The organism is Streptomyces sp. NPDC044061 (assembly GCF_056434305.1).
In genome coordinates, this window is record NZ_JBWKFL010000004.1 from 284468 (window position 1) to 303199 (window position 18732).

Genomic DNA, 18732 nt, shown 5'->3' on the forward strand with positions numbered 1-18732 from the left:
GATCTGTCAGAACCTGTGGTCTGTCCGGGACACTGGAGAGTGACTGGAAGGCCCCGGGGCCAGCCTCTATGATCGGCACACTTTCCGGCACGGACAGAGATCGAGTGCACTGCGGGAGCGAGCGGTGAGCGGAACGTCCGAAGGGCCGACGCCCGCGGCAGACCTCGACCGGTCAGCCGTCACAGACAGTGACCTGAGCACCTATCGCCGTGTCTTCGCGACCGCCCCGCTCTCCATGGCCGTCCTCGACGGCGAGGGTCTCGTCGTCAGCGCCAACGCCGCCTTCGGCGAGCTGCTGGGCACCCGGCCGGACGCGCTGACCGGCCGGGTCGCCGCCGATCTGGTGGACCTGGCCTCGGACGCCCGCACCTGGCACGCCTACCGCGAGGTGCTGCGCGGCCGGCAGGCCAGGCTGCGCTGCAGCCGCCGTCTGAAGCATCCCGAGGGGCACTCGCTGTGGGTGCAGGTCACCGTCGCCCCGCTGGCCGGCGGCGGGCCCGGGGTCCTGCTGTCGGTCGGCGACATCAGTGCCCGCCGCGAACTCCAGGCCCGGCTGCGGCACTTGCAGATGCACGACCCGGTGACCCGGCTGCCCAACCGCACCCTGTTCTTCGAGCGTCTGTCGGCCGCGCTGGAGGCGGAGTCGTACGAGCAGAGCGGCACGGGCCGGATCGGCCTGTGCTACCTGGACCTGGACGGCTTCAAGGCGGTCAACGACACCCTCGGCCACCGCGTCGGCGACCGGCTGCTCGCGGCCGTCGCCGAGCGGCTGACCCGGGTCGCAGACGAGGCCGGGTACGCCCGCGCCGGAACCCCGCTGGTGGCCCGGCTCGGGGGCGACGAATTCGCCCTGCTGGTCGAGGACTCCACCGGCACCGAGCAGCTCGCCGACCTCGCCGAGTCCGCGCTGAAGGCCCTGGAGGAGCCCTTCGACCTGGCCGGGCAGCGGCTGTCGCTGACCGCGTCCATCGGCGTCGTGGAACGGCACGCGGCCGGTACGACCGCCACGGGCCTGATGCAGGCGGCCGACACGACGCTGTACTGGGCGAAGGCGGACGGCAAGGCCCGCTGGACATTGTTCGACCCCGAACGCAACGCACACCGCATGACCCGCCAGGCCCTCTCCTCCACCCTCCGCCCCGCCATCGAGCGCGGTGAATTCGCCCTCGAATACCAGCCGTTGGTGGGCATGGAGGACGGACGGCTCAGCGGGGTCGAGGCGTTGGTCCGCTGGAATCATCCTCAGTTCGGCACACTGACGCCGAATCGGTTCATCGGACTGGCCGAGGAGGACGGTTCGATCGTCCAACTCGGCCGCTGGGCGCTCGCGACCGCCTGCCGGCAGGCACGCCGCTGGCAGCTGGACCACCCCGGCGAACCGCCGATCTTCGTCAGCGTCAACGTCGCCGTGCGCCAGGTCTGGGACTCCGACCTGGTCGCGGACGTGGCCGAGACCCTCGCCGAGACCGGGCTCGCCCCGCACCTGCTCCAGCTGGAGCTGACCGAGTCGGCCGTGATGGGCTCGGCGGGCCGCCCGTTGCAGGCCCTGCAGGCCCTGAGCGACATGGGCGTACGCATCGCGATCGACGACTTCGGCACCGGCTACTCGAACCTGGCGTATCTGAGCCGGCTGCCGGTGAAGGTCCTGAAGCTGGACGGCTCCTTCGTGCGCGGCTTCCAGTACGAGGAGGCACCCAAGGGCGTCGCGCCCAACCCGGCCGACGAGGTGATCGTGGAGGCGATGATCCAGCTGGCCCACCGCCTCGGCCTGACGGTCACCGCGGAGTGCGTGGAGACCTCGGCGCAGGCCACACGGCTGCGCCGGATCGGCTGCGACACCGGACAGGGCTGGCTGTACTCGCGTCCGGTGCCGCCGGATCGTATCTCCGAGCTGCTGGGCGAGAAGACCTACGCGGTGGGCAAGCCGTAGGCGTCCGCGACCAGTTCGTAGGAGCGCAGCCGCAGCTCGCCGCGGTGGGCGTGCGAGGTGAGCATCAACTCGTCGGCGCCGGTGCGCTTTTGCAGGTCGTCCAGGCCGGCACGGACCTCGTCGGCGGTGCCGTGCACGACGTTGCCGGTCCAGGAGGCGACGAAGTCCTCCTCCATCGGGCTGAACTCGTACTTCTCGGCGTCGTCGGGGTCGGGGAAGAGGCCCGGGCGGCCGGTGCGCAGCCGGATCATGTTCAGCGCGGTCGCCTTCACCTGCCGGCGGGCCTCCCGCTCGTCGTCCGTGGCAAGGGCGGAGACGCCGATGAGGGCGTACGGCTCGGCCAGCACCTCGGAGGGCCGGAAGGTCTGCCGGTACAGGTCCAGGGCCGGGATGGTGTTCTGCGCGGAGAAGTGGTGGGCGAAGGCGAAGGGCAGCCCGAGCAGACCGGCGAGGCGAGCGCTGAAGCCGGAGGAACCGAGCAGCCAGACCGGCGGGCGGTGCGGGGACTGGACGCCGCCGGGAGAGCTGCCCTGCACCGGGCCGGGGATCGCGTGGATGCGCCGGTACGGATGCCCGTCGGGGAAGTCGTCGTCCAGGAAGCGGGTGAGTTCGGCCAGCTGCTGCGGGAAGTCGTCGGCACCCTCGTTGAGGGTGTCGGTGCGGCGCAGGGCCGCCGCGGTGGCCCCGTCGGTGCCGGGTGCCCGGCCGAGGCCCAGGTCGATCCGGCCGGGGGCCAGCGCCTCCAGCGTGCCGAACTGCTCGGCGATGACCAGGGGGGCGTGGTTGGGCAGCATCACGCCGCCGGAGCCGAGCCGGATGCGGTCGGTGTGGGCGGCGAGGTGGGCGAGGATCACGGCGGGCGAGGAGGAGGCGACGCCGGGCATGGAGTGGTGCTCGGCCACCCAGTACCGGTGGAAGCCGCGCGACTCGGCGAACCGGGACAGCTCCACGCTGGTGCGCAGCGCGTCGGTGGCGGTGCTGCCCGCGCCGACGGTCACCAGGTCCAGTACGGAGAGGGGGACGGGGGCGGTCCCGTGCGTCGTGCCCCGGATCTCGTCTGCCGACACGGTGTGTGCCTCCTGTTTTCGGCCGTGTGCTGTCCTTCCGGGCTTTAACAGGAGGCTGTCCCCGTTTATTCCGGGCGTACCGGCAGGTGGGGTCCGCTCAGGCCTGGACGATGGGTTCCCTGGTGAACAGCGTCCCCAGGGCGGGCGCGTTCACCCGCCGGTCGGCCAGCCGCAGTCCCTCCCAGACCGACACCTGGTTCGCCGTGAGCACCGGCTTCGACAGCGCCTTCTCCAGCAGCGACAGGTGCGCGGCCGTGTGCAGCGCCGTGTCCGGCAGCAGCACCGCCTCGGCGCCGGTGGTGTCCGCGGCCCGGGCCAGGGTCAGCACCTCTTCCTCACCCCACGTCCCGACCTCCGCCGCCGTGACGATCCCGGACGACCGCACCGCGACCACCTCCAGGCCCCCGGCCCGCAGGAACTCCGCGAACAGCGCGGCCACCTCCTCCGGGTAGGTCGCGCCCACCGCGACCCGGCGCACCCCGAGCTCCTGCGCCGCGTGCACGAAGGCGAAGGAGGTCGAGGAGGCAGGCATCCCGCCCAGCCGGGCCAGCGTCCGCACCTGGTCCTGGGCGCCCTCCCAGCCGTACACGAAGCTGCCGCTGGTGCAGGCCCACACCACCGTCTCGGCGCCGGCCAGCCGCAGCCCCTCCATGCCCTCGGCGAGCCGCTCGGTCGAGCCCATCTCGCGCAGCGCGTCCACCCGGTGGGCGTCCTCGCCGATGTCGGTGTGCACGAGGTCCACCCGGATGTCGCTGCCGAGGAGCTGCTCGAGGCGCGGATAGTCGTCCTCGCCGGAGTGGCCCGGGTAGAGGAAACCGAGTGCAGTCATGTCAGCCCTTCTCCGTGTTCCTGCTGTTCCTGCTGTCCGTGCTGTCCGTGCTGTCCGTGCTGTCCGTGCTGTCCGTGCCGTTCCTGCTGTTCCTGCGTTGCTTCCGGCAGTACGGGCCAGTCACGCGCCGCCTCGTCCAGCAGCGCCTGATAGGGCCCCACGGCTCGGGTACCCAGTCGGCGCAGCGCAGCCCACATCGTGACCTGGTTGGCCGAGAGCACCGGGATGCGCAGCTCCGCCTCCAGTTGGGGGATCACGTCGTACGTCGGAAGGTTGGTGCAGGAGATGAAGAGCGCGTCGGCCGAGCCGGGGCGTACCGCGCGGCGGGCCATGGCGGCCACGTCCCGGTACGGCACCTGCCAGATGTGCCGGGTCAGGCCCATGAAGGCGCAGCCGGTGACCCGCACGCCGGCCTCGGCGACGTACTCCTCCAGCGCCCGGGTCACGGACACGGTGTACGGGGTGACCAGCGCGACCCGGCGTATCCGCAGCTCGTCCAGGGCCTCCAGCAGCGCGCCGGAGGTGGTCACCGAGGGCAGCGCGCCCGCCAGGCTCATCGCCGCGCACATCGCCCGCTCGCCCGCGATGCCGTCGACGAAGCTGCCGGACGTGCAGGCGTAGGCGACGACCTCGGGGGCGACGGCGCTCAGCGCGCGCACCGCGTCGCCGAGCGTCTGGTGCTCGCTGACCAGCCGGGCCAGGTCCAGGCTCACCTCGACCGGCACGAACGGGGTCCGGGTCAGGTGCAGGGACACCTCGTCCGGGACCCAGCGCCACAGCTCGCGGTCGAGCGCGAAGTCGAACGGGGCGACCACGCCGACCCCGCGCTGGGGGCGGGGTCCGCCGAGAAAGGAGACGTCCATGGCAAGGCACCGGCCTCACTCTGGGAGACGAGGGAACGGTCGTCGTACGCCCGTGTTGACGAAGGTAGGTTCGGGTGCGAGCGTGGTCAATCCGCGCATGTCAGACTCCCCCGGAGCCGCCCGCGTGACGTCGACCCTGCCCACCCTCCTCGTCCTGGACGCCGACCCGCCGCCCCGCCTCGGGCGGCTCACCGGCCGGGCCCGGATCGTGCACACCGACGCGGCCGGGCTCGCCGGGTCGCTGCCGGCGGCGGACGTGCTGCTGGTGTGGGACTTCACCTCGCACGCCGTACGGGAGGCCTGGCCCGGGGAGGGGCCGCGACCGCGCTGGGTGCACACGGCGAGCGCGGGCGTGGACCACCTGATGTGCCCGGAACTCGCCCTCTCCGACACGGTGGTGACCAACGCGCGCGGGATCTTCGACCAGCCGATCGCCGAGTACGTGGCCGCCCTGGTGCTGGCGGTGGCCAAGGATCTGCCGCGCACGCTGGAGCTGCAGCGGGAGCGGACCTGGCGGCACCGGGAGACCCGGCGGGTGGCGGGCACGCGCGCGTGCGTGGTCGGCTCCGGGCCGATCGGCCGGGCGATCGCCCGCACCCTGAAGGCGCTGGACGTGACGACGGCGCTGGTCGGGCGGGTCCCACGCACCGGCATCCACGGCCCGGGCGACCTGGACCGGCTGATCTCCCGCGCGGACTGGGTGATCGCCGCCGCACCGCTGACCGAGCAGACGCACGGCATGTTCGACGCCCGCCGGTTCGGCGTGATGCAGCCGTCGGCGGTCTTCGTGAACGTCGGCCGCGGTCAGCTGGTCGACGAGGACGCCCTGGCCGAGGCGCTGCGACTGCGCTGGATCGCGGGTGCCGCCCTGGACGTGTTCGCCACCGAACCCCTCCCCGGGGACAGCCCGTTGTGGGGGCTGCCGGGGCTGATCCTCTCCCCGCACATGAGCGGCGACACGGTCGGCTGGCGGGACGAACTGGGCACGCAGTTCGTGGAGTTGTACGAGCGGTGGGCGGCGGGCAGATCCCTGGTGAACGTGGTCGACAAGAAACGCGGGTACGTGCCCGGTCACTGACACCCCGGGAGGGTGCATGCAGCTCACCGACCTGACCGCCGTACAACTCCTCGACGGCTACCGCAAGGGCGAGTTCAGCCCGGTGGAGGCGACCGAACAGGCCCTGGAGCGGGCACGGCGGATCCAGCCGGAGGTGAACGCGTTCGTGCGCCTCACCGAGGAGGACGCGCTCGCCCGGGCACGGGAGTCGGCTCAGCGGTGGCGGCGCGGCGAGCCGGCCGGTCTGCTGGACGGGGTGCCGGTGACGGTGAAGGACATTCTGCTGCTGCGCGGTCACCCCACCCTGCGGGGCTCGAAGGCCATCTCGGAACACGGGAGTTGGGACGAGGACGCGCCCTCCGTCGCCCGGCTGCGCGAGCACGGCGCGGTGTTCCTCGGCAAGACCACGACACCCGAGTACGGCTGGAAGGGCGTCACCGACTCCCCGCTGTCCGGCGTGACCCGCAACCCGTACGACCCCTCCCGCACCGCGGGCGGCTCCAGCGGCGGCAGCGCGGCGGCCGTCGCGCTCGGCGCGGGCCCGCTGTCACTGGGCACGGACGGCGGCGGCAGCGTCCGCATCCCGGCCGCGTTCTGCGGGATCTTCGGGCTGAAGCCGACGTACGGCAGGGTCCCGCTGTATCCGGCGAGCGCGTTCGGCACGCTCTCGCACGTCGGCCCGATGACCCGGGACGCTGCCGACGCGGCGCTGATGCTCGATGTCATCGGCGCGCCCGATCCGCGCGACTGGTCCGCACTGCCCCCGTCGGCGGAGTCGTTCACGGCGGGTCTGGACCAGGGCGTGCGCGGGCTCCGGGTCGCGTACTCGCCGTCCCTCGGCGGGCAGGTGGCGGTCCGCCCGGCGGTCGCGGCGGCCGTGCGGCGGGCCGTGGCCGGACTCGCGGACCTCGGTGCGTACGTCGAGGAGACCGACCCGGACTTCAGCGAGCCGGTGGACGCCTTCCACACCCTGTGGTTCAGCGGCGCGGCCCGGCTCACCCAGAGCTTCTCGCCGCGCCGGCGGCAGCTGCTCGACCCGGGCCTGAGGGAGATCTGCGCGCGGGGCGCGAGATACAGCGCGCTGGACTACCTGGCCGCGGTGGACGTCCGCATGGACCTCGGCCGCCGGATGGGCCGCTTCCACGAGCGGTACGACCTGCTGGTCACCCCCACCCTTCCCGTCACGGCGTTCGAGGCGGGCGAGGAGGTGCCCAGGGGCTCCGGCCTCCGGCGCTGGACCGGGTGGACGCCGTTCACCTACCCGTTCAACCTGACCCAGCAGCCGGCGGCGACCGTGCCGGTCGGCGCGGACGACGACGGACTGCCCGTGGGGATGCAGATCGTCGCCGCCCGGCACCGCGACGACCTGGTGCTGCGGGCCTCGCACGCCCTGTACGAGGGGGGCCTCACGCTCTCCGGAAGCTGAGCGTCTCCCCCGCCGCCCCGCCGCGCCACAGGTCGTTGCAGGCCTCGGCCATCGCCTCCAGTCCGTCCACGACCTGGCCCCAGACGATCCCGGGCACCCAGCCCACGTCTCCGTTGAGCAGCAGGTTGTTGCGCTCGTAGAACAGGGCCAGGTCGACCACGGTGGTGCCGGGGCTGACCTCGCGGTCGTATCCGTAGGCCCGCGTGCCCAGTTCGGCGCCGGCGAAGGAGAAGTAACAGAGGTCGCCGGGGATCGGGGTGACCGTCGGGTTCTCCAGTGGGGGTTCCGTGGAGGCGAAGGGCGGGAAAAGCGCGTAGATCTCGTTGCGCGCGTACTTCGCGTGGTACACGCCGCCCGCCAGTGGCAGTGCCTCCCACACCGCCGCGCAGGTCAGGGGCGCTCGGTCGTCCAGGAGTCGTGCCGTGCAGTGCGCGTCCCGCTTGTCCAGCGAGACGGTGACGAATCGATCGGCCATGAATCCAGGGTGCATAGGACGAGTGCGCTTGGGTAGCCGCGCCGCCATGGCTCCACCACTTGGGAACGACGTGCACACGATCCGGTCGGAACACAGACACAGCAGGCGCTCGGTGCTCGCGGGTGCCGCGGCGCTGGGTGCGGTGGGCGCGCTGGGCGCGGCGGGCTGTACGCGGGTGGCCTCCGCGTCGGACGAGAACGGCGGCGACCTGCTCGACCGGCTGCGCGCACAGGGTGTCGTACGGCTGGGGATCGCCGGTGAGATCCCCTTCGGGTACATCGACAAGAACGGCCATCTCACCGGTGAGGCGCCGGAGCTGGCGAAAGTGATCTTCAAGCGGCTCGGGGTGGACCGGGTGCAGCCGGTGCCGACCGAGTTCGGCTCGCTGATCCCCGGGCTGAACTCCCAGCAGTTCGATGTCGTGGCGGCCGGGATGTACGTCAATCCCGACCGCTGCGAACAGGTGATCTTCGCGGATCCGGACTACCAGATGCTTGATTCGTTCATCGTCCGCAAGGGGAACCCGAAGGGGTTGAACTCCTACCGGGACGTGGTGGAGAAGAAGGCCAGGTTCGCCACCGGCACCGGGTACGCCGAGATCCAGTACGCGGTGGAGGCCGGATACGCGGAGGGCGACATCCTCATCGTCCCCGACCAGGTCGCGGGGCTGAACGCCGTGGAGGCGGGGCGGGTCGACGCCTTCGCCGGTACGGCGCTGACCACCCGCGAGGTGGTGAAGAAGTCGAGCAAGGCGGAGGCCACCAAGCCCTTCGCGCCGCTGGTGAAGGGCAAACCGCACGTCGACGGCGGCGCGTTCGCGTTCCGGCCCACCGAGACGAAGCTCCGGGACGCCTTCGACGTCGAGCTGCGCAAGCTGAAGAAGAGCGGGGAACTGTTCCGGATCCTGCGGCCCTTCGGCTTCACCGAGGCGGAGATGACGGACCTCACCGCGAAGGGGTTGTGCGCCGGATGACCTCGGGGCTCTGGGAACTCGTACTGAAAGGCATATGGACCACCGTCCAGCTGCTGGTGTTCAGCGCGCTGCTGGCCACGGCGGTGTCCTTCGTCGTGGGCGTCGCCCGCACCCACCACCGGTGGATCGTGCGCTTCCTCGCCGGTCTCTACACCGAGGTGTTCCGCGGCACCTCGGCGCTGGTGATGATCTTCTGGGTGTTCTTCGTGCTGCCGGTCGCCTTCGGCTGGCAGCTGGTGCCGATGTGGGCGGGCACGCTGGCGCTCGGCCTGACGTACGGCGCGTACGGCTCGGAGATCGTGCGCGGCGCGCTGAACGCGGTGGACCCGGCGCAGAAGGAGGGCGGAATCGCCCTCAGCTTCACGCCCTGGCAGCGGCTGCGGCTGGTCCTGCTGCCGCAGGCGGTGCCGGAGATGATGCCGTCCTTCTGCAACCTGCTGGTCGAACTGCTCAAGGGCACCGCGCTGGTGTCGGTCATGGGCATGGGCGATCTGACGTTCAGCGCCAACCTGGTGCGGCTGGCGTTGCAGCAGAGCGCGGAGATCTACACCTACGTGCTGCTGATCTACTTCGTGATCGCCTTCGTGCTCACCCGGCTGATGCGCGGTCTGGAGAAGCGGCTGAAGGCCGGGGTCGGCAAGGACGCCGGTACGGAGTCGGCGGCGCGTGAGCTGAAGCGGGCGCAGACGACCGGAGTGGGGGGTCGAGTCGCATGAAGTGGGACTGGAACGCCGTCAGCGAGTTCATGCCGCGCTTCTGGGACGGCCTGCTGGTCACCCTGCAGGCCCTGGCCCTCGGCTCGCTGCTGTCCTTCACCCTCGGCCTGGTGTGGGCGCTGCTGATGCGGACGCCGAGCCGGTTCGTGCGCTGGCCGGTCGGGGTGGTCACGGAGTTCGTGCGCAACACCCCGCTGCTGGTGCAGCTGTTCTTCCTCTTCTACGTGCTGCCGGAGTGGGGCCTGACCTTCTCGGCGCTGGCCACCGGCGTCTTCGCGATCGGCCTGCACTACTCCACGTACACGATGCAGGTCTACCGGGCCGGTATCGAGGCGGTGCCCGTCGGCCAGTGGGAGGCGGCGACGGCACTGAACCTGCCCAGGCGGCGGACCTGGACGGCGGTGATCCTGCCGCAGGCGATCCGCCGCGTGGTCCCCGCCCTCGGCAACTACGTGATCGCCATGCTCAAGGACACGCCGATGCTGATGGTGATCACCGTGCTGGAGATGCTCGGGCGGGCCCGGCTCTTCTCCCAGCAGCACTTCCAGTTCACCGAGCCCCTGACCGTGATCGGGGTGGCCTTCATCCTCATCTCCTACCTGGCCTCCCTTCTTCTGCGAGCCCTGGAGCGACGCCTTGTCCGTTGAGACCCGAACGAAGTCGTCGGCCACCGACGCCCAGCCGACCGATGTGATCCGCCTCGACGGGGTCACCAAACGCTTCGGGACGAACACCGTCCTGGACGACCTGTCCTTCTCCGTCGCCCCCGGCAAACACGTGACCCTGATCGGGCCGTCGGGCTCCGGGAAGACCACGATCCTCCGGCTGCTGATGACCCTCACCAAGCCGGACGAGGGCACGATCACCGTGGACGGGGAGCAGCTGTTCCCGGCCCCGGAGAAGCAGGTCCGGGAGGTCCGCAAGAAGATCGGGATGGTGTTCCAGCAGTTCAACCTGTTCCCGAACATGTCCGTGCTGCGGAACATCACCGAGGCGCCGGTGCAGGTCCTCGGCATGTCCCGGGACGAGGCCGAGGCACGGGCGCGGGAGCTGCTGGACCTGGTGGGCCTCGCCGACAAGTGCGACGCCAGGCCGACCCGGCTCTCCGGTGGCCAACAGCAGCGGGTGGCGATCGCCCGGGCGCTGGCGATGCGGCCGCGGGTGCTGCTGCTGGACGAGGTGACCTCGGCGCTCGACCCCGAGCTGGTCGCGGGCGTCCTCGATCTGCTCAGGGACATCGCCCGCAGCACCGACATCACGATGCTGTGCGTGACCCACGAGATGGGTTTCGCCCGGGACATCTCGGATCAGGTGCTGATGTTCGACTCCGGACGTGTGCTCGAATCCGGTTCGCCGGAGAAGATCTTCAGCGATCCGGAGCAGGACCGGACCCGGGAATTCCTCAGCGCGGTGCTGTGACTACGAGACGTGAGGGCGGGAAGAGCCGAGGTCGGGGCGTTGGGTGATGACTCCGGCATATGCCAGAGGGTCTGCGCCGCAGTTGGGAGGGCCCGGAGAGGGGCACAATCTCGCCAACACCCTCTCCCCAACGGCTCTTTGCCCGTTATCGTGGTAGCGATCCGCCGACCGGATTTAGCGGCCACAGACAGGCGAGCGCAGGGGGAAACCGTGGCGCTGATGCACGAGCCGACTGCCCCGTACCACTCCGCCCAGGACGCGCTGCGCGTGCTGGAGACCGTGGCCCGTCACCCCGCCGGCGTCACCGACACCGAGCTGGCCCGCCGCACCGGCCTGGAGCCCGAGCGGCTGACCGCACTGCTGCGCATGCTGCGCCGCGAGGGCTACGTCGAGCAGATCACCGACGGGACGTACGTCACCGGCGAGACCCTGCGCAGGCTCACCTCGGCGCACGACCGCGAGCGGGCCCTGCGCGACAAGATCCAGCACACCCTGGACCGGCTGCGGGACTCCGTCGGCGCGGCCGTCTACATGAGCCGGTACGTGGACGGCGAGGTCACGGTCACCCAGTACGCCGCCGGGCCGGGCACCCCGGCGGTCAACGAGTGGGTCGACTTCCGCTCCTCCGCGCACGCCACGGCCGTCGGCAAGAGCCTGCTGACCCAGCTGGACCACAACGGCCGCCGCGACCACCTGTCCCGGCACAAGATGGCCCGCCTCACCTCGCGCACGATCACCAGCGACAAGCTGCTGCTATCCCGCCTGGAGTCCCAGCCGCCGACGGTGCCCATGCTGGACCTCCAGGAGTACGCGATCGGCACGGTCTGCGCGGCCGTCCCGATCACCGCCGGCTCGTCGGTGGGCTGCCTGGCCCTGTCCCTCCCGGTGGAGCACGCCCACCGCCTCCGCCGGGCCGCGGACACGCTGAACCGGAACGCGGCACCGGTGCTGCTGTCGCTGGCGATCTAGGTCGCGAAGGGCGGTCACGAGCACCCTGGAGGACCAGGTAGTATTTTCTTCGTCGCCGGCCGCGGGAGTGAAAATCCGCGGAGGGCGTGAGTCATGCGCCGCTAGCTCAGTTGGTTAGAGCAGCTGACTCTTAATCAGCGGGTCCGGGGTTCGAGTCCCTGGCGGCGCACAGATGACGATGGCGAGCCACGTCTGCGGAAAGCGCGGACCTGGCTCGCCATCTCTGTTATTGCGCGGCTGCGCCGCGCGCGGTGGGGGCTCCGCCACCCACACCTCCCACCGAGGGACCCTTCGCGGAAGCGAGGGGCCCTTCGACGTCTTCCCCGGTCAGCCTCCGGTAGGTGTTCTCGCCCGGCGGCCGCCACCACACGGGATCGGCACAGCGGAACCCCTCGCGCCTGAGCAGCGCCCGGTGGATCTTGTTCGTCGCGGTCACCGGCATCCGCTCCACCACCCGCACGAACCGGGGCGCCATCTTCGTCCCGAGGTCGGGCTGGGCCCGCAGGAACTCCGCGAAGGACCACGAGTCGAACCGCCCGGCCATGGTCACCATCACCTGGTCCCCGGTCACCGGATCCGGCACCCCGTACACGGCGACGGCCACCGCGCCCTCGTACCGGGCGACGATGTTCTCGATCATCGCGGCGGCCAGATTCTCCCCGTCGACCCGGATGCGGTCGTCGGTACGCCCGGCGAAGTAGAGGTACCCCTCGGCGTCCCGGTAGAAGAGATCCCCGGTCCAGTACGCCCCGCCCCGCCGCCGCTCGGCCTCCGCCGCCGGATTGCGCCAGTACCCCTCGAAGGGGCTGGGCCCCCGGTTCACCAGCTCCCCTATGGCCTCGTCGCCGTTGACCAGCCGCCCGCCGGCGTCCAGGACCGCCGCCGGACACTCCCGTCCGGTGGCGGGATCGAGCACCACCAGTCCGGGCCCCGCCGGACCCACGGCCCCCGCCGGAGTCCCGGGCGCCCACTGGATCGCCGCCCCTCCCTCCGACGAGCCGTACCCCTCCACCAGCCGCACCCCGAACCGCCGCTCGAAGGCCGCGGCGTCCACCGCACCGGCCTCCGTGCCGAAGCCCGTCCGCAGCGGGTTGTCCCGGTCGTCGGGCCGCGCCTCGGTGGCGAGGACGTACTGGACGGCCCGCCCGACATAGGTGAAGTACGTCGCCCGGTACCGGCGTACGTCCGCGAGGAACCCGGACGCCGAGAACCGCCGCCGCAGCGCCACCCCGGCCCCCGCGGCCAGCGCCGGCGCCCAGTCGGCGATCACCGCGTTGCCGTGGAACATCGGCATGCAGACGTAGTGCACGTCGTCCGCGCACACCCCGAACTGCCGGACCAGTGCCTGTCCGGCCGCCGCCAGCCGCCCCTGGGAGCAGACCGCGGCCTTGGGCGCGCCGGTGGAGCCGGAGGTGAAGTACAGCAGCATCCGGTCGGCGGGGGTGGCCCGGGACGCGTCGGGCACGGCACCGGTGTACGGCGCGAGGAGGGCACGGTACTCCGGTGTGTCCGTGACGAGGATCCGTACTCTCCCGCGCTGGGCCGCACTCGCGGGGAGGGAGCCCCACGGCAGGTCCAGCCCGTTCAGCAGCGGCAGATGGGCCCGCTCCGTGACGAGCACCGGGCACTCGGTGTGCAGGATGTCCCGTGCCAGCTCCGCCCCCCGGCGGGTCGGGTTGATCCCGGCGACGGCCGCCCCGGCCAGCGCGGCGGCGCCGAGCCACAGCGGGAACTCCTCGGTGTTGTCGAGCAGCACCCCGAGGTGGGGTACGGCACCGGCCGGCAGCAGGTCGTCCAGCAGCGCCGCCCGCTCCGCCGCGCCCGCCGCGACCTCGTGCTGTGTCAGCACCCGCTCCTCGCACCACAGCCCCGGCCGGTGGTCCCCCCACCTTGCGGCGACCAGCTCGGCTACCGTGCGCGTCGTGGACTCCATGGCCGCGCACGGTAGCTGACAGAGCATCAGAAGTAGAGGGCCACGGGCTACGGGATCAGGCCGTCCGATTCGGTGAACATCATGTGGGCGACGACCATGAAGCCGACGCAGAAGGTCATGACGACCCCCAGGAAGGACAGCCCGAAGCCGGTGCCGACGGCGAGCCTGCCGCGGGCCGGCGGGCGGGCGGTGGCCAGGTGGGGCTGCTCCGGGAGGTACCGCACGGTCACGAAGTCGCCCTCCAGGACGGTCGAGGGACCGTCCTCCTCCTCGAACCGGACCGTGCGGCCCTCGCGCGTGCTGAACTCGTAGACGTGGTGCAGGGTCGTCCGCACCGACGTGTCCCCGCCGCCCCCGCTGGTCGTGGTGTACATCCGCAGGCAGCGCGCCTCGGCCGTCAGGCCGTGCGCCCACGTTCGGCTGAGCCGCCGGGCGCGGCGGACCAGCAGATACGCGGCGAACCCGCAGCCGGCGATCATGAGGGCGGGAATGGCGTAGAAGAACGGTTCCATGAGGTTCCCCCGAGGTCGGTGCGCCGCTCCGAAAGATCGGCGTGGCGGGAACCTACCCGGCGGGCCGGGCCGTGGGCCTCAAGGGAACCTCAGTTTCCGCGCCGTGGCGGAACGGGGATCAGAAGGTGACGTCCGAGCAGGCGTAGAACGCGTTGCCCGTGTCGGCGATCGTCCACACCGCGAGGATGACGTGGTGCCCGCTCAGCCCGGTCGGCAGTGTGCCGCTGTGGCTGAGGGTGGCCGGCGGGCGCTGGCCGTTGTACGGCACCGACAGGAACGGGGTGAGGTTGAGGTCCGAGCGGGACAGGGCGTGGTTCTGGTTCCAGCCCTGCCTCGTGACGTAGTACTTGAAGTCCGTCGTGGCGTGCATGGCTGTGAACTGCCAGCGGAACGTGTACGACTGACCGCCGGTCACCTTGGTGGTGGGCCAGGCCGCGCCGGACGGTGCCTTCGGCGAGCTGAGCTGGGCGAACCGGCTCAGGCCGCCGTTGCAGAGCTGGCCGTCGGCGGGTCCGGCGGCCGGGAAGCCCTTGGGGCCCTCGACGCTCTGCGGCTCCCACTGGATGTCGCCGCAGTTCGCCACGGTGCCGTTCTGGCAGAGCTTCTGCCTGCTGATGGGGAGGTCGGTGTAGCCGTGCCCGCTGGCGCCGCCGGAGGAGAGCGCGAAGGCTCCGGCGGTCACCACGCCGAGCACGGCCGCGGACAGTCTGGTCTTGGTGCGCATGCTGCCGCTCCTGGAGAACGTGGGGGATGTTCACTGAGCCGAGCTGTGCAGTAGGTCTAGACCAAGTCCCAGATTATTGCCGTTAGTTGAGCGTGTCCACATCACGGGCGTGTCCATACCGAGCGCGCGTCCCGTCGCCGGGCCCCGCGACCGTCAGGTCGGCTCCCTGCGCCCCGAGCAGAACGCCACCGTCAGGTCCCGCACGAGCACCTTGCGGTCGTAGTCGTCCAGTTCGACGAGACCGCGCGTGGTCAGCCGGGTCACCGTGTCCTCCACCGAGTCCACGACCGAGTTGAGCATGCCGGCCCGCTCCCGGGCGTCGAGCGCGGCGATCTGGCGCCGGTGCATCGCGGCGGCCACCTCGGGCGCGTACTCCACCCGCAGCGGCTGCACCGAGAACACCTCCAGTCCGATCGGCCCGGCGTCCGCCGACACCAGCCGGGTCAGCGCCTCCCCGGCCGCCGCCACCCCGCCCCGTGCCCCGCCCGGCAGGTCCACCGCCACCTGGGCCAGTGCCGCCTCGACACACTCGCACAGATAGGTCTCGTGGTCGTCGATGCCGAGCACGGCCCGCGCGGTGTCCCGCACCCGCCAGACCACCAGCACCACCACCCGCAGCGCCACCCCGTTGGCGTCCGTCGCCGGCATCGCCTCGCTGCGCCAGTGCCGCAGCCGTACATCGACCCGGCGGCGTGCCAGCAGCGGATTCATCCAGAGCAGGCCGGTGCGCCGGACCGTCCCCCGGTAGCGGCCGAACAGCCCGAGCAGCCGGGCCTGCCCGGTCCGGCCCCGGGCGAGCCCGCCGAAACCGAGCACGCCGAGCGCACCGGCCCCGGCGTACGCCGCCCACTGGGACGGACCCAGACCCGCGCCGCCGTAGGCTGGCAGGCGCAGCGCGTCCACCGCGAGCCGCGGCAGCACGCCCGCCCACCACGAGGTGGCCAGGCACCCCGCGACGCCGCCCGCCCCGGCCAGCACCCCGGCCAGGCCGGGCAGCACCCGCGCCGGGCGCTCCACCAGCTCGGGATCCGGCTCCGGCACCGCCCGGCAGCGGACGGGGGCCGGGCGCCTGAGGCGCGGCTGCTCGCCGGTGCCCTGCCGGCGGGCCACCACGGCGGGTTTCAGTGGCACCGAAACCGGTTCGGTGTCGTCGCGGAAGAGCAGATGGACGGGGATCTCGGTGGTCGCCTCGTTCTGGATCAGCCGGGCCGGGCGGGTGGCCGTACCTGGTGTGCCCGCCGTGCCCTCGGGTTGGTCCTCGGACTCGGTCGTGTGTGACGTGGTCGTACTCATGCGTGCTCCAGCCTCCGCGCCAGATGCGTCATGACAGTGAGAGGGGGTCGGGGGTTCCGCTAGGCGAACAGCCGGCGCCAGGTCTCCGGGCCCGGGTAGCCGTCCGCCGCGCCACCGCGCCAGCCCTGGCCGCGCTGGAAGGCCTCCACGGCCCGTCGGTCGGCTTCGCCCCAACCCGGGCCGGGGTCGGTGGCGTAGAACCTGCCGAACCCTTTCTTCACCAGTTGCTTGCCGAGCTGGGTGACATACGTGTTCTCCGCACCCGGGCGGAAGAGGTCACGGCCGGGGTAGCCGGGCACGCCGTGCGAGGCGGGCGGGGTGGATCCGTTCCCTCCGGCCGCGATGCGCTTGCCCTTGCCGGTGACGAGCAGGTCCCAGGTACGCGGTCCGGGTAGCCCGTCGGCGTCCCGGCCGGTCCAGCCCTGGGCCCGCTGGAACGCCTGGGTGGCCCTGCGGTCCTCCTCGCCCCAGACCGGGCCGGGGCCCCTGGTGTAGTAGGAGCCGGCGCCGCCGGCCACCAGCATCCGGCCGAGCCGGGCGACGTGCTTGTTGTTCGCGCCGGGACCGAAGTACGCGGCGCCCGGGAAGGACACCGGTGCCTTGCTGTCGTCGGCCGACTGTCCGCCCGCGGCGCCGGTGGTCAGGCCCTTGTAGCGGTAGGGGACGTACTTGTCGGCGTTGTTCCAGTACGGGTAGGGGGTGGCCTGGCTGCGGGCGTGCGGGGGTGTCTGTTCGTAGACCGTGTAATCGGTGTGCGTGTGGTCCGTCCAGCCGCCGAAGAGCACCACGTGGGAGCCGCGCTCGGGGTTGTCCGGGTTGTGGAAGAGAAGCATGTCGCCGGGCTGGAGCTCCTCCTTGGTGATCTTCACTCCGAACCCGCCGAGGCTGCCGGTCCACTCGTTGGAGGTCAGCCCCCAGGCCATGGACACATAGCCCGAGCAGTCCTGCCGGTAACCGTCGGACCAGTAGTCGGTCATGCTGTACGGCACCTTCGCGGTGACCCAGGTCTTGGCCCGCTTGATGATCTCGGTCCGGGTGGTGGCGGGGGTGGTGGTCGAGGGACTGGCGGGCTTGGCGGCCGGTCCGTGCAGCGGGGACCTGGCGCCCTGTGGGGTCTCGGGCACGCTGTCCGCCGCGGGGGTTCCCGGGCCGGGCGGGGGCTGGGGGGCGGTGAGGGCGGCGGCCGGCGGGATCGCGCCGAGGGCGGCGGACGCGGCGGCGGCCACCACCACGATCCCCCTGGTCACCGGGGGGCCGCCGAAGCGGCCGGACGGTGGGCGAGCGCTCGTCCGCGGTCCGTGGACGCAGCCGGGACAGTCGCAGCCGCTCACGGGGTCGACTTCCTCGAACAGCGGAGCGGTCATGCGATCTGCCTCACATTCGGGGTTGATTTGTCCGCGAGTGTGCACGTTGATCAGTTTCACAACTGTCGTCCGGGTGCGCATGTTGACGGTCCGAATGATGTACGGCCGCTCCGCCGGACCGGGGACCCACCTTTCGGTGGTCCGGAGCACCCCGCCAGGTCATGTAGAGTTTTCCCGTCAGCAGGCGCCGCTAGCTCAGTTGGTTAGAGCAGCTGACTCTTAATCAGCGGGTCCGGGGTTCGAGTCCCTGGCGGCGCACGATGACGATGGCGAGCCACGTCCGCACACAACGCGGGCCTGGCTCGCCATCTCTGTTTTTGCGCGGCTGCGCCGCGCGCGGTGGGGGGGCTCCACCACCCACACCCCCGAACAGGGAGCAGGCCCCTCGTGGCAACGAGGGGCCTGTTCGCCGTATGGCCGGATACCCTCTGGCCATGGCAGCGCGGGACCTTCAGGAGCGGATCAAGAAGCTCATCATCGACCGACGGCTGCCCTCGGGCGCCCCGCTCCCGACCGAGCCCGAGCTGATGGAGTTCCTCGGGGCGAGCCGGAACTCGGTACGGGAGGCCCTGAAGGCGCTCCAGGCGATGGGCATCGTGGAGATCAGGCACGGGTTCGGGACCTACGTCGGATCGATGTCGTTCGCACCCATGATCGAAGGGCTCGCCTTCCGCACGGTCGCCGGGCACTACAGGGGCGAGGACTCCCTGCTCCAGCTGCTGGAACTGCGCGAGGCCGTCGAGACGGGACTCGTCTCGCGGCTGGCCGGGCGGCTGCCGGAGGCGGACCTCGTTGAACTGGACGCCCTCGTGAACCGTATGGAACGGGAGGCCGCCGAGGGACGCGGCCTCGCCGAGACCGATCGCGCGTTTCACGCCACCCTCTACCGGGGGCTGGACAACGTACTGCTGAGCGAGGTGCTGGAGGCGTTCTGGGACGCCTTCCACCGCGTCCGGCGGGACCTGGTGGACGTACCCCAGGACCCGCGGATCACCTGCCGCCAGCATCGCGAGATCCTGGACGCCGTCCGGTCCGGCGACTCCATACGGGCGGAGGAGGCCATAAGGGATCACTTCGGCAACATCCGTGCCCGCCTCGCCCCCACCGGCGCACCCGAGCCCCCCGAACCCCACCCGCGCCACAATGAACGGGTTTGAGCGGTAAACACCGCGTTTCGCGTCT

The 18732-nt window shown here is 71.6% G+C and carries 18 protein-coding genes and 2 tRNA genes; 11 read left to right on the forward strand and 9 right to left on the reverse strand.

Annotated elements, in window-relative coordinates:
• Positions 1 to 124 precede the first annotated feature (124 nt).
• Positions 125 to 1930, forward strand: coding sequence for a putative bifunctional diguanylate cyclase/phosphodiesterase (locus AC07CM_RS08480; RefSeq protein ID WP_478875567.1), 1806 nt, complete (start codon positions 125 to 127; stop codon positions 1928 to 1930).
• On the opposite strand, the gene AC07CM_RS08485 is transcribed toward AC07CM_RS08480, so the two are convergent.
• The 3 genes from AC07CM_RS08485 to AC07CM_RS08495 form a co-directional block, all read right to left on the reverse strand.
• Positions 1909 to 2997, reverse strand: a complete 1089-nt coding sequence (locus AC07CM_RS08485; protein WP_478875568.1) for an LLM class flavin-dependent oxidoreductase — start codon at positions 2995 to 2997, stop codon at positions 1909 to 1911. The genes AC07CM_RS08480 and AC07CM_RS08485 overlap by 22 nt on opposite strands.
• A 97-nt stretch (positions 2998 to 3094) precedes the next feature.
• The gene (locus AC07CM_RS08490; RefSeq protein WP_478875569.1) at positions 3095 to 3826 is read right to left on the reverse strand and encodes a maleate cis-trans isomerase family protein; all 732 of its coding nucleotides are present in this window, start codon (positions 3824 to 3826) and stop codon (positions 3095 to 3097) included.
• On the reverse strand, positions 3823 to 4689 hold the full coding sequence (locus tag AC07CM_RS08495; RefSeq protein WP_478875570.1) for a maleate cis-trans isomerase family protein: 867 nt from the start codon (positions 4687 to 4689) through the stop codon (positions 3823 to 3825). Before AC07CM_RS08495 ends, AC07CM_RS08490 begins: the two co-directional genes overlap by 4 nt.
• Before the next feature lie 97 nt (positions 4690 to 4786).
• Here AC07CM_RS08495 and AC07CM_RS08500 point away from each other — a divergent pair, with 97 nt between their 5' ends.
• Positions 4787 to 5767, forward strand: a complete 981-nt coding sequence (locus tag AC07CM_RS08500) for a D-2-hydroxyacid dehydrogenase (protein ID WP_478875571.1) — start codon at positions 4787 to 4789, stop codon at positions 5765 to 5767.
• 16 nt (positions 5768 to 5783) lie between these two features.
• On the forward strand, positions 5784 to 7172 hold the full coding sequence (locus AC07CM_RS08505) for an amidase (RefSeq protein WP_478875572.1): 1389 nt from the start codon (positions 5784 to 5786) through the stop codon (positions 7170 to 7172).
• Here the strand turns inward: AC07CM_RS08505 and AC07CM_RS08510 are convergent.
• Positions 7153 to 7647 (reverse strand): DUF3830 family protein, encoded by a 495-nt coding sequence (locus AC07CM_RS08510; protein ID WP_478875573.1) that lies wholly within the window; start codon positions 7645 to 7647, stop codon positions 7153 to 7155. The two genes, AC07CM_RS08505 and AC07CM_RS08510, sit on opposite strands and share 20 nt — an antisense overlap.
• 46 nt (positions 7648 to 7693) lie before the next feature.
• Between AC07CM_RS08510 and ehuB the strand changes: the two genes are divergently transcribed.
• The 6 genes from ehuB to AC07CM_RS08540 all read left to right on the forward strand — a co-directional run bounded on the left by ehuB (position 7694) and on the right by AC07CM_RS08540 (position 11893).
• On the forward strand, positions 7694 to 8620 hold the full coding sequence (gene ehuB, locus AC07CM_RS08515; RefSeq protein WP_478875574.1) for an ectoine/hydroxyectoine ABC transporter substrate-binding protein EhuB: 927 nt from the start codon (positions 7694 to 7696) through the stop codon (positions 8618 to 8620).
• Positions 8617 to 9336 carry an ectoine/hydroxyectoine ABC transporter permease subunit EhuC gene (ehuC, locus tag AC07CM_RS08520; protein ID WP_478875575.1) on the forward strand — a complete coding sequence of 240 codons (720 nt, stop codon included), beginning with the start codon at positions 8617 to 8619 and terminating at the stop codon, positions 9334 to 9336. Before ehuB ends, ehuC begins: the two co-directional genes overlap by 4 nt.
• Entirely contained in the window at positions 9333 to 9983 is a 651-nt protein-coding gene (gene ehuD / locus AC07CM_RS08525) for an ectoine/hydroxyectoine ABC transporter permease subunit EhuD (RefSeq protein WP_478875576.1), read from the forward strand. The genes ehuC and ehuD overlap by 4 nt, the downstream gene beginning before the upstream one ends.
• Positions 9973 to 10755: an ectoine/hydroxyectoine ABC transporter ATP-binding protein EhuA gene (ehuA, locus tag AC07CM_RS08530; RefSeq protein ID WP_478875577.1), complete on the forward strand. Its 783-nt coding sequence runs from the start codon at positions 9973 to 9975 to the stop codon at positions 10753 to 10755. The genes ehuD and ehuA overlap by 11 nt, the downstream gene beginning before the upstream one ends.
• Before the next feature lie 210 nt (positions 10756 to 10965).
• Positions 10966 to 11724: an IclR family transcriptional regulator gene (locus tag AC07CM_RS08535; protein ID WP_478875578.1), complete on the forward strand. Its 759-nt coding sequence runs from the start codon at positions 10966 to 10968 to the stop codon at positions 11722 to 11724.
• Positions 11725 to 11819: 95 nt separating this feature from the next.
• A tRNA-Lys gene (locus AC07CM_RS08540) sits at positions 11820 to 11893 on the forward strand.
• 57 nt (positions 11894 to 11950) lie between these two features.
• On the opposite strand, the gene AC07CM_RS08545 is transcribed toward AC07CM_RS08540, so the two are convergent.
• The 5 genes from AC07CM_RS08545 to AC07CM_RS08565 form a co-directional block, all read right to left on the reverse strand.
• Complete coding sequence (locus AC07CM_RS08545) at positions 11951 to 13657, reverse strand: AMP-binding protein (RefSeq protein WP_478875579.1); 1707 nt, start codon at positions 13655 to 13657, stop codon at positions 11951 to 11953.
• A 47-nt stretch (positions 13658 to 13704) separates the two neighbouring features.
• The gene (locus AC07CM_RS08550; RefSeq protein ID WP_478875580.1) at positions 13705 to 14169 is read right to left on the reverse strand and encodes a DUF3592 domain-containing protein; all 465 of its coding nucleotides are present in this window, start codon (positions 14167 to 14169) and stop codon (positions 13705 to 13707) included.
• 118 nt (positions 14170 to 14287) lie between these two features.
• Complete coding sequence (locus tag AC07CM_RS08555) at positions 14288 to 14893, reverse strand: lytic polysaccharide monooxygenase auxiliary activity family 9 protein (RefSeq protein ID WP_478875581.1); 606 nt, start codon at positions 14891 to 14893, stop codon at positions 14288 to 14290.
• Between the two features lie 153 nt (positions 14894 to 15046).
• A complete protein-coding gene (locus AC07CM_RS08560; protein ID WP_478875582.1) occupies positions 15047 to 16186 on the reverse strand; it encodes an SPFH domain-containing protein in 1140 nt (379 codons plus the stop codon).
• Between the two features lie 59 nt (positions 16187 to 16245).
• Positions 16246 to 17550 carry a peptidoglycan-binding protein gene (locus tag AC07CM_RS08565; protein ID WP_478875583.1) on the reverse strand — a complete coding sequence of 435 codons (1305 nt, stop codon included), beginning with the start codon at positions 17548 to 17550 and terminating at the stop codon, positions 16246 to 16248.
• A 184-nt stretch (positions 17551 to 17734) separates the two neighbouring features.
• Between AC07CM_RS08565 and AC07CM_RS08570 the strand changes: the two genes are divergently transcribed.
• A tRNA-Lys gene (locus AC07CM_RS08570) sits at positions 17735 to 17808 on the forward strand.
• A gap of 176 nt (positions 17809 to 17984) precedes the next feature.
• The gene (locus tag AC07CM_RS08575; RefSeq protein WP_478875584.1) at positions 17985 to 18707 is read left to right on the forward strand and encodes a FadR/GntR family transcriptional regulator; all 723 of its coding nucleotides are present in this window, start codon (positions 17985 to 17987) and stop codon (positions 18705 to 18707) included.
• Positions 18708 to 18732 lie beyond the last annotated feature (25 nt).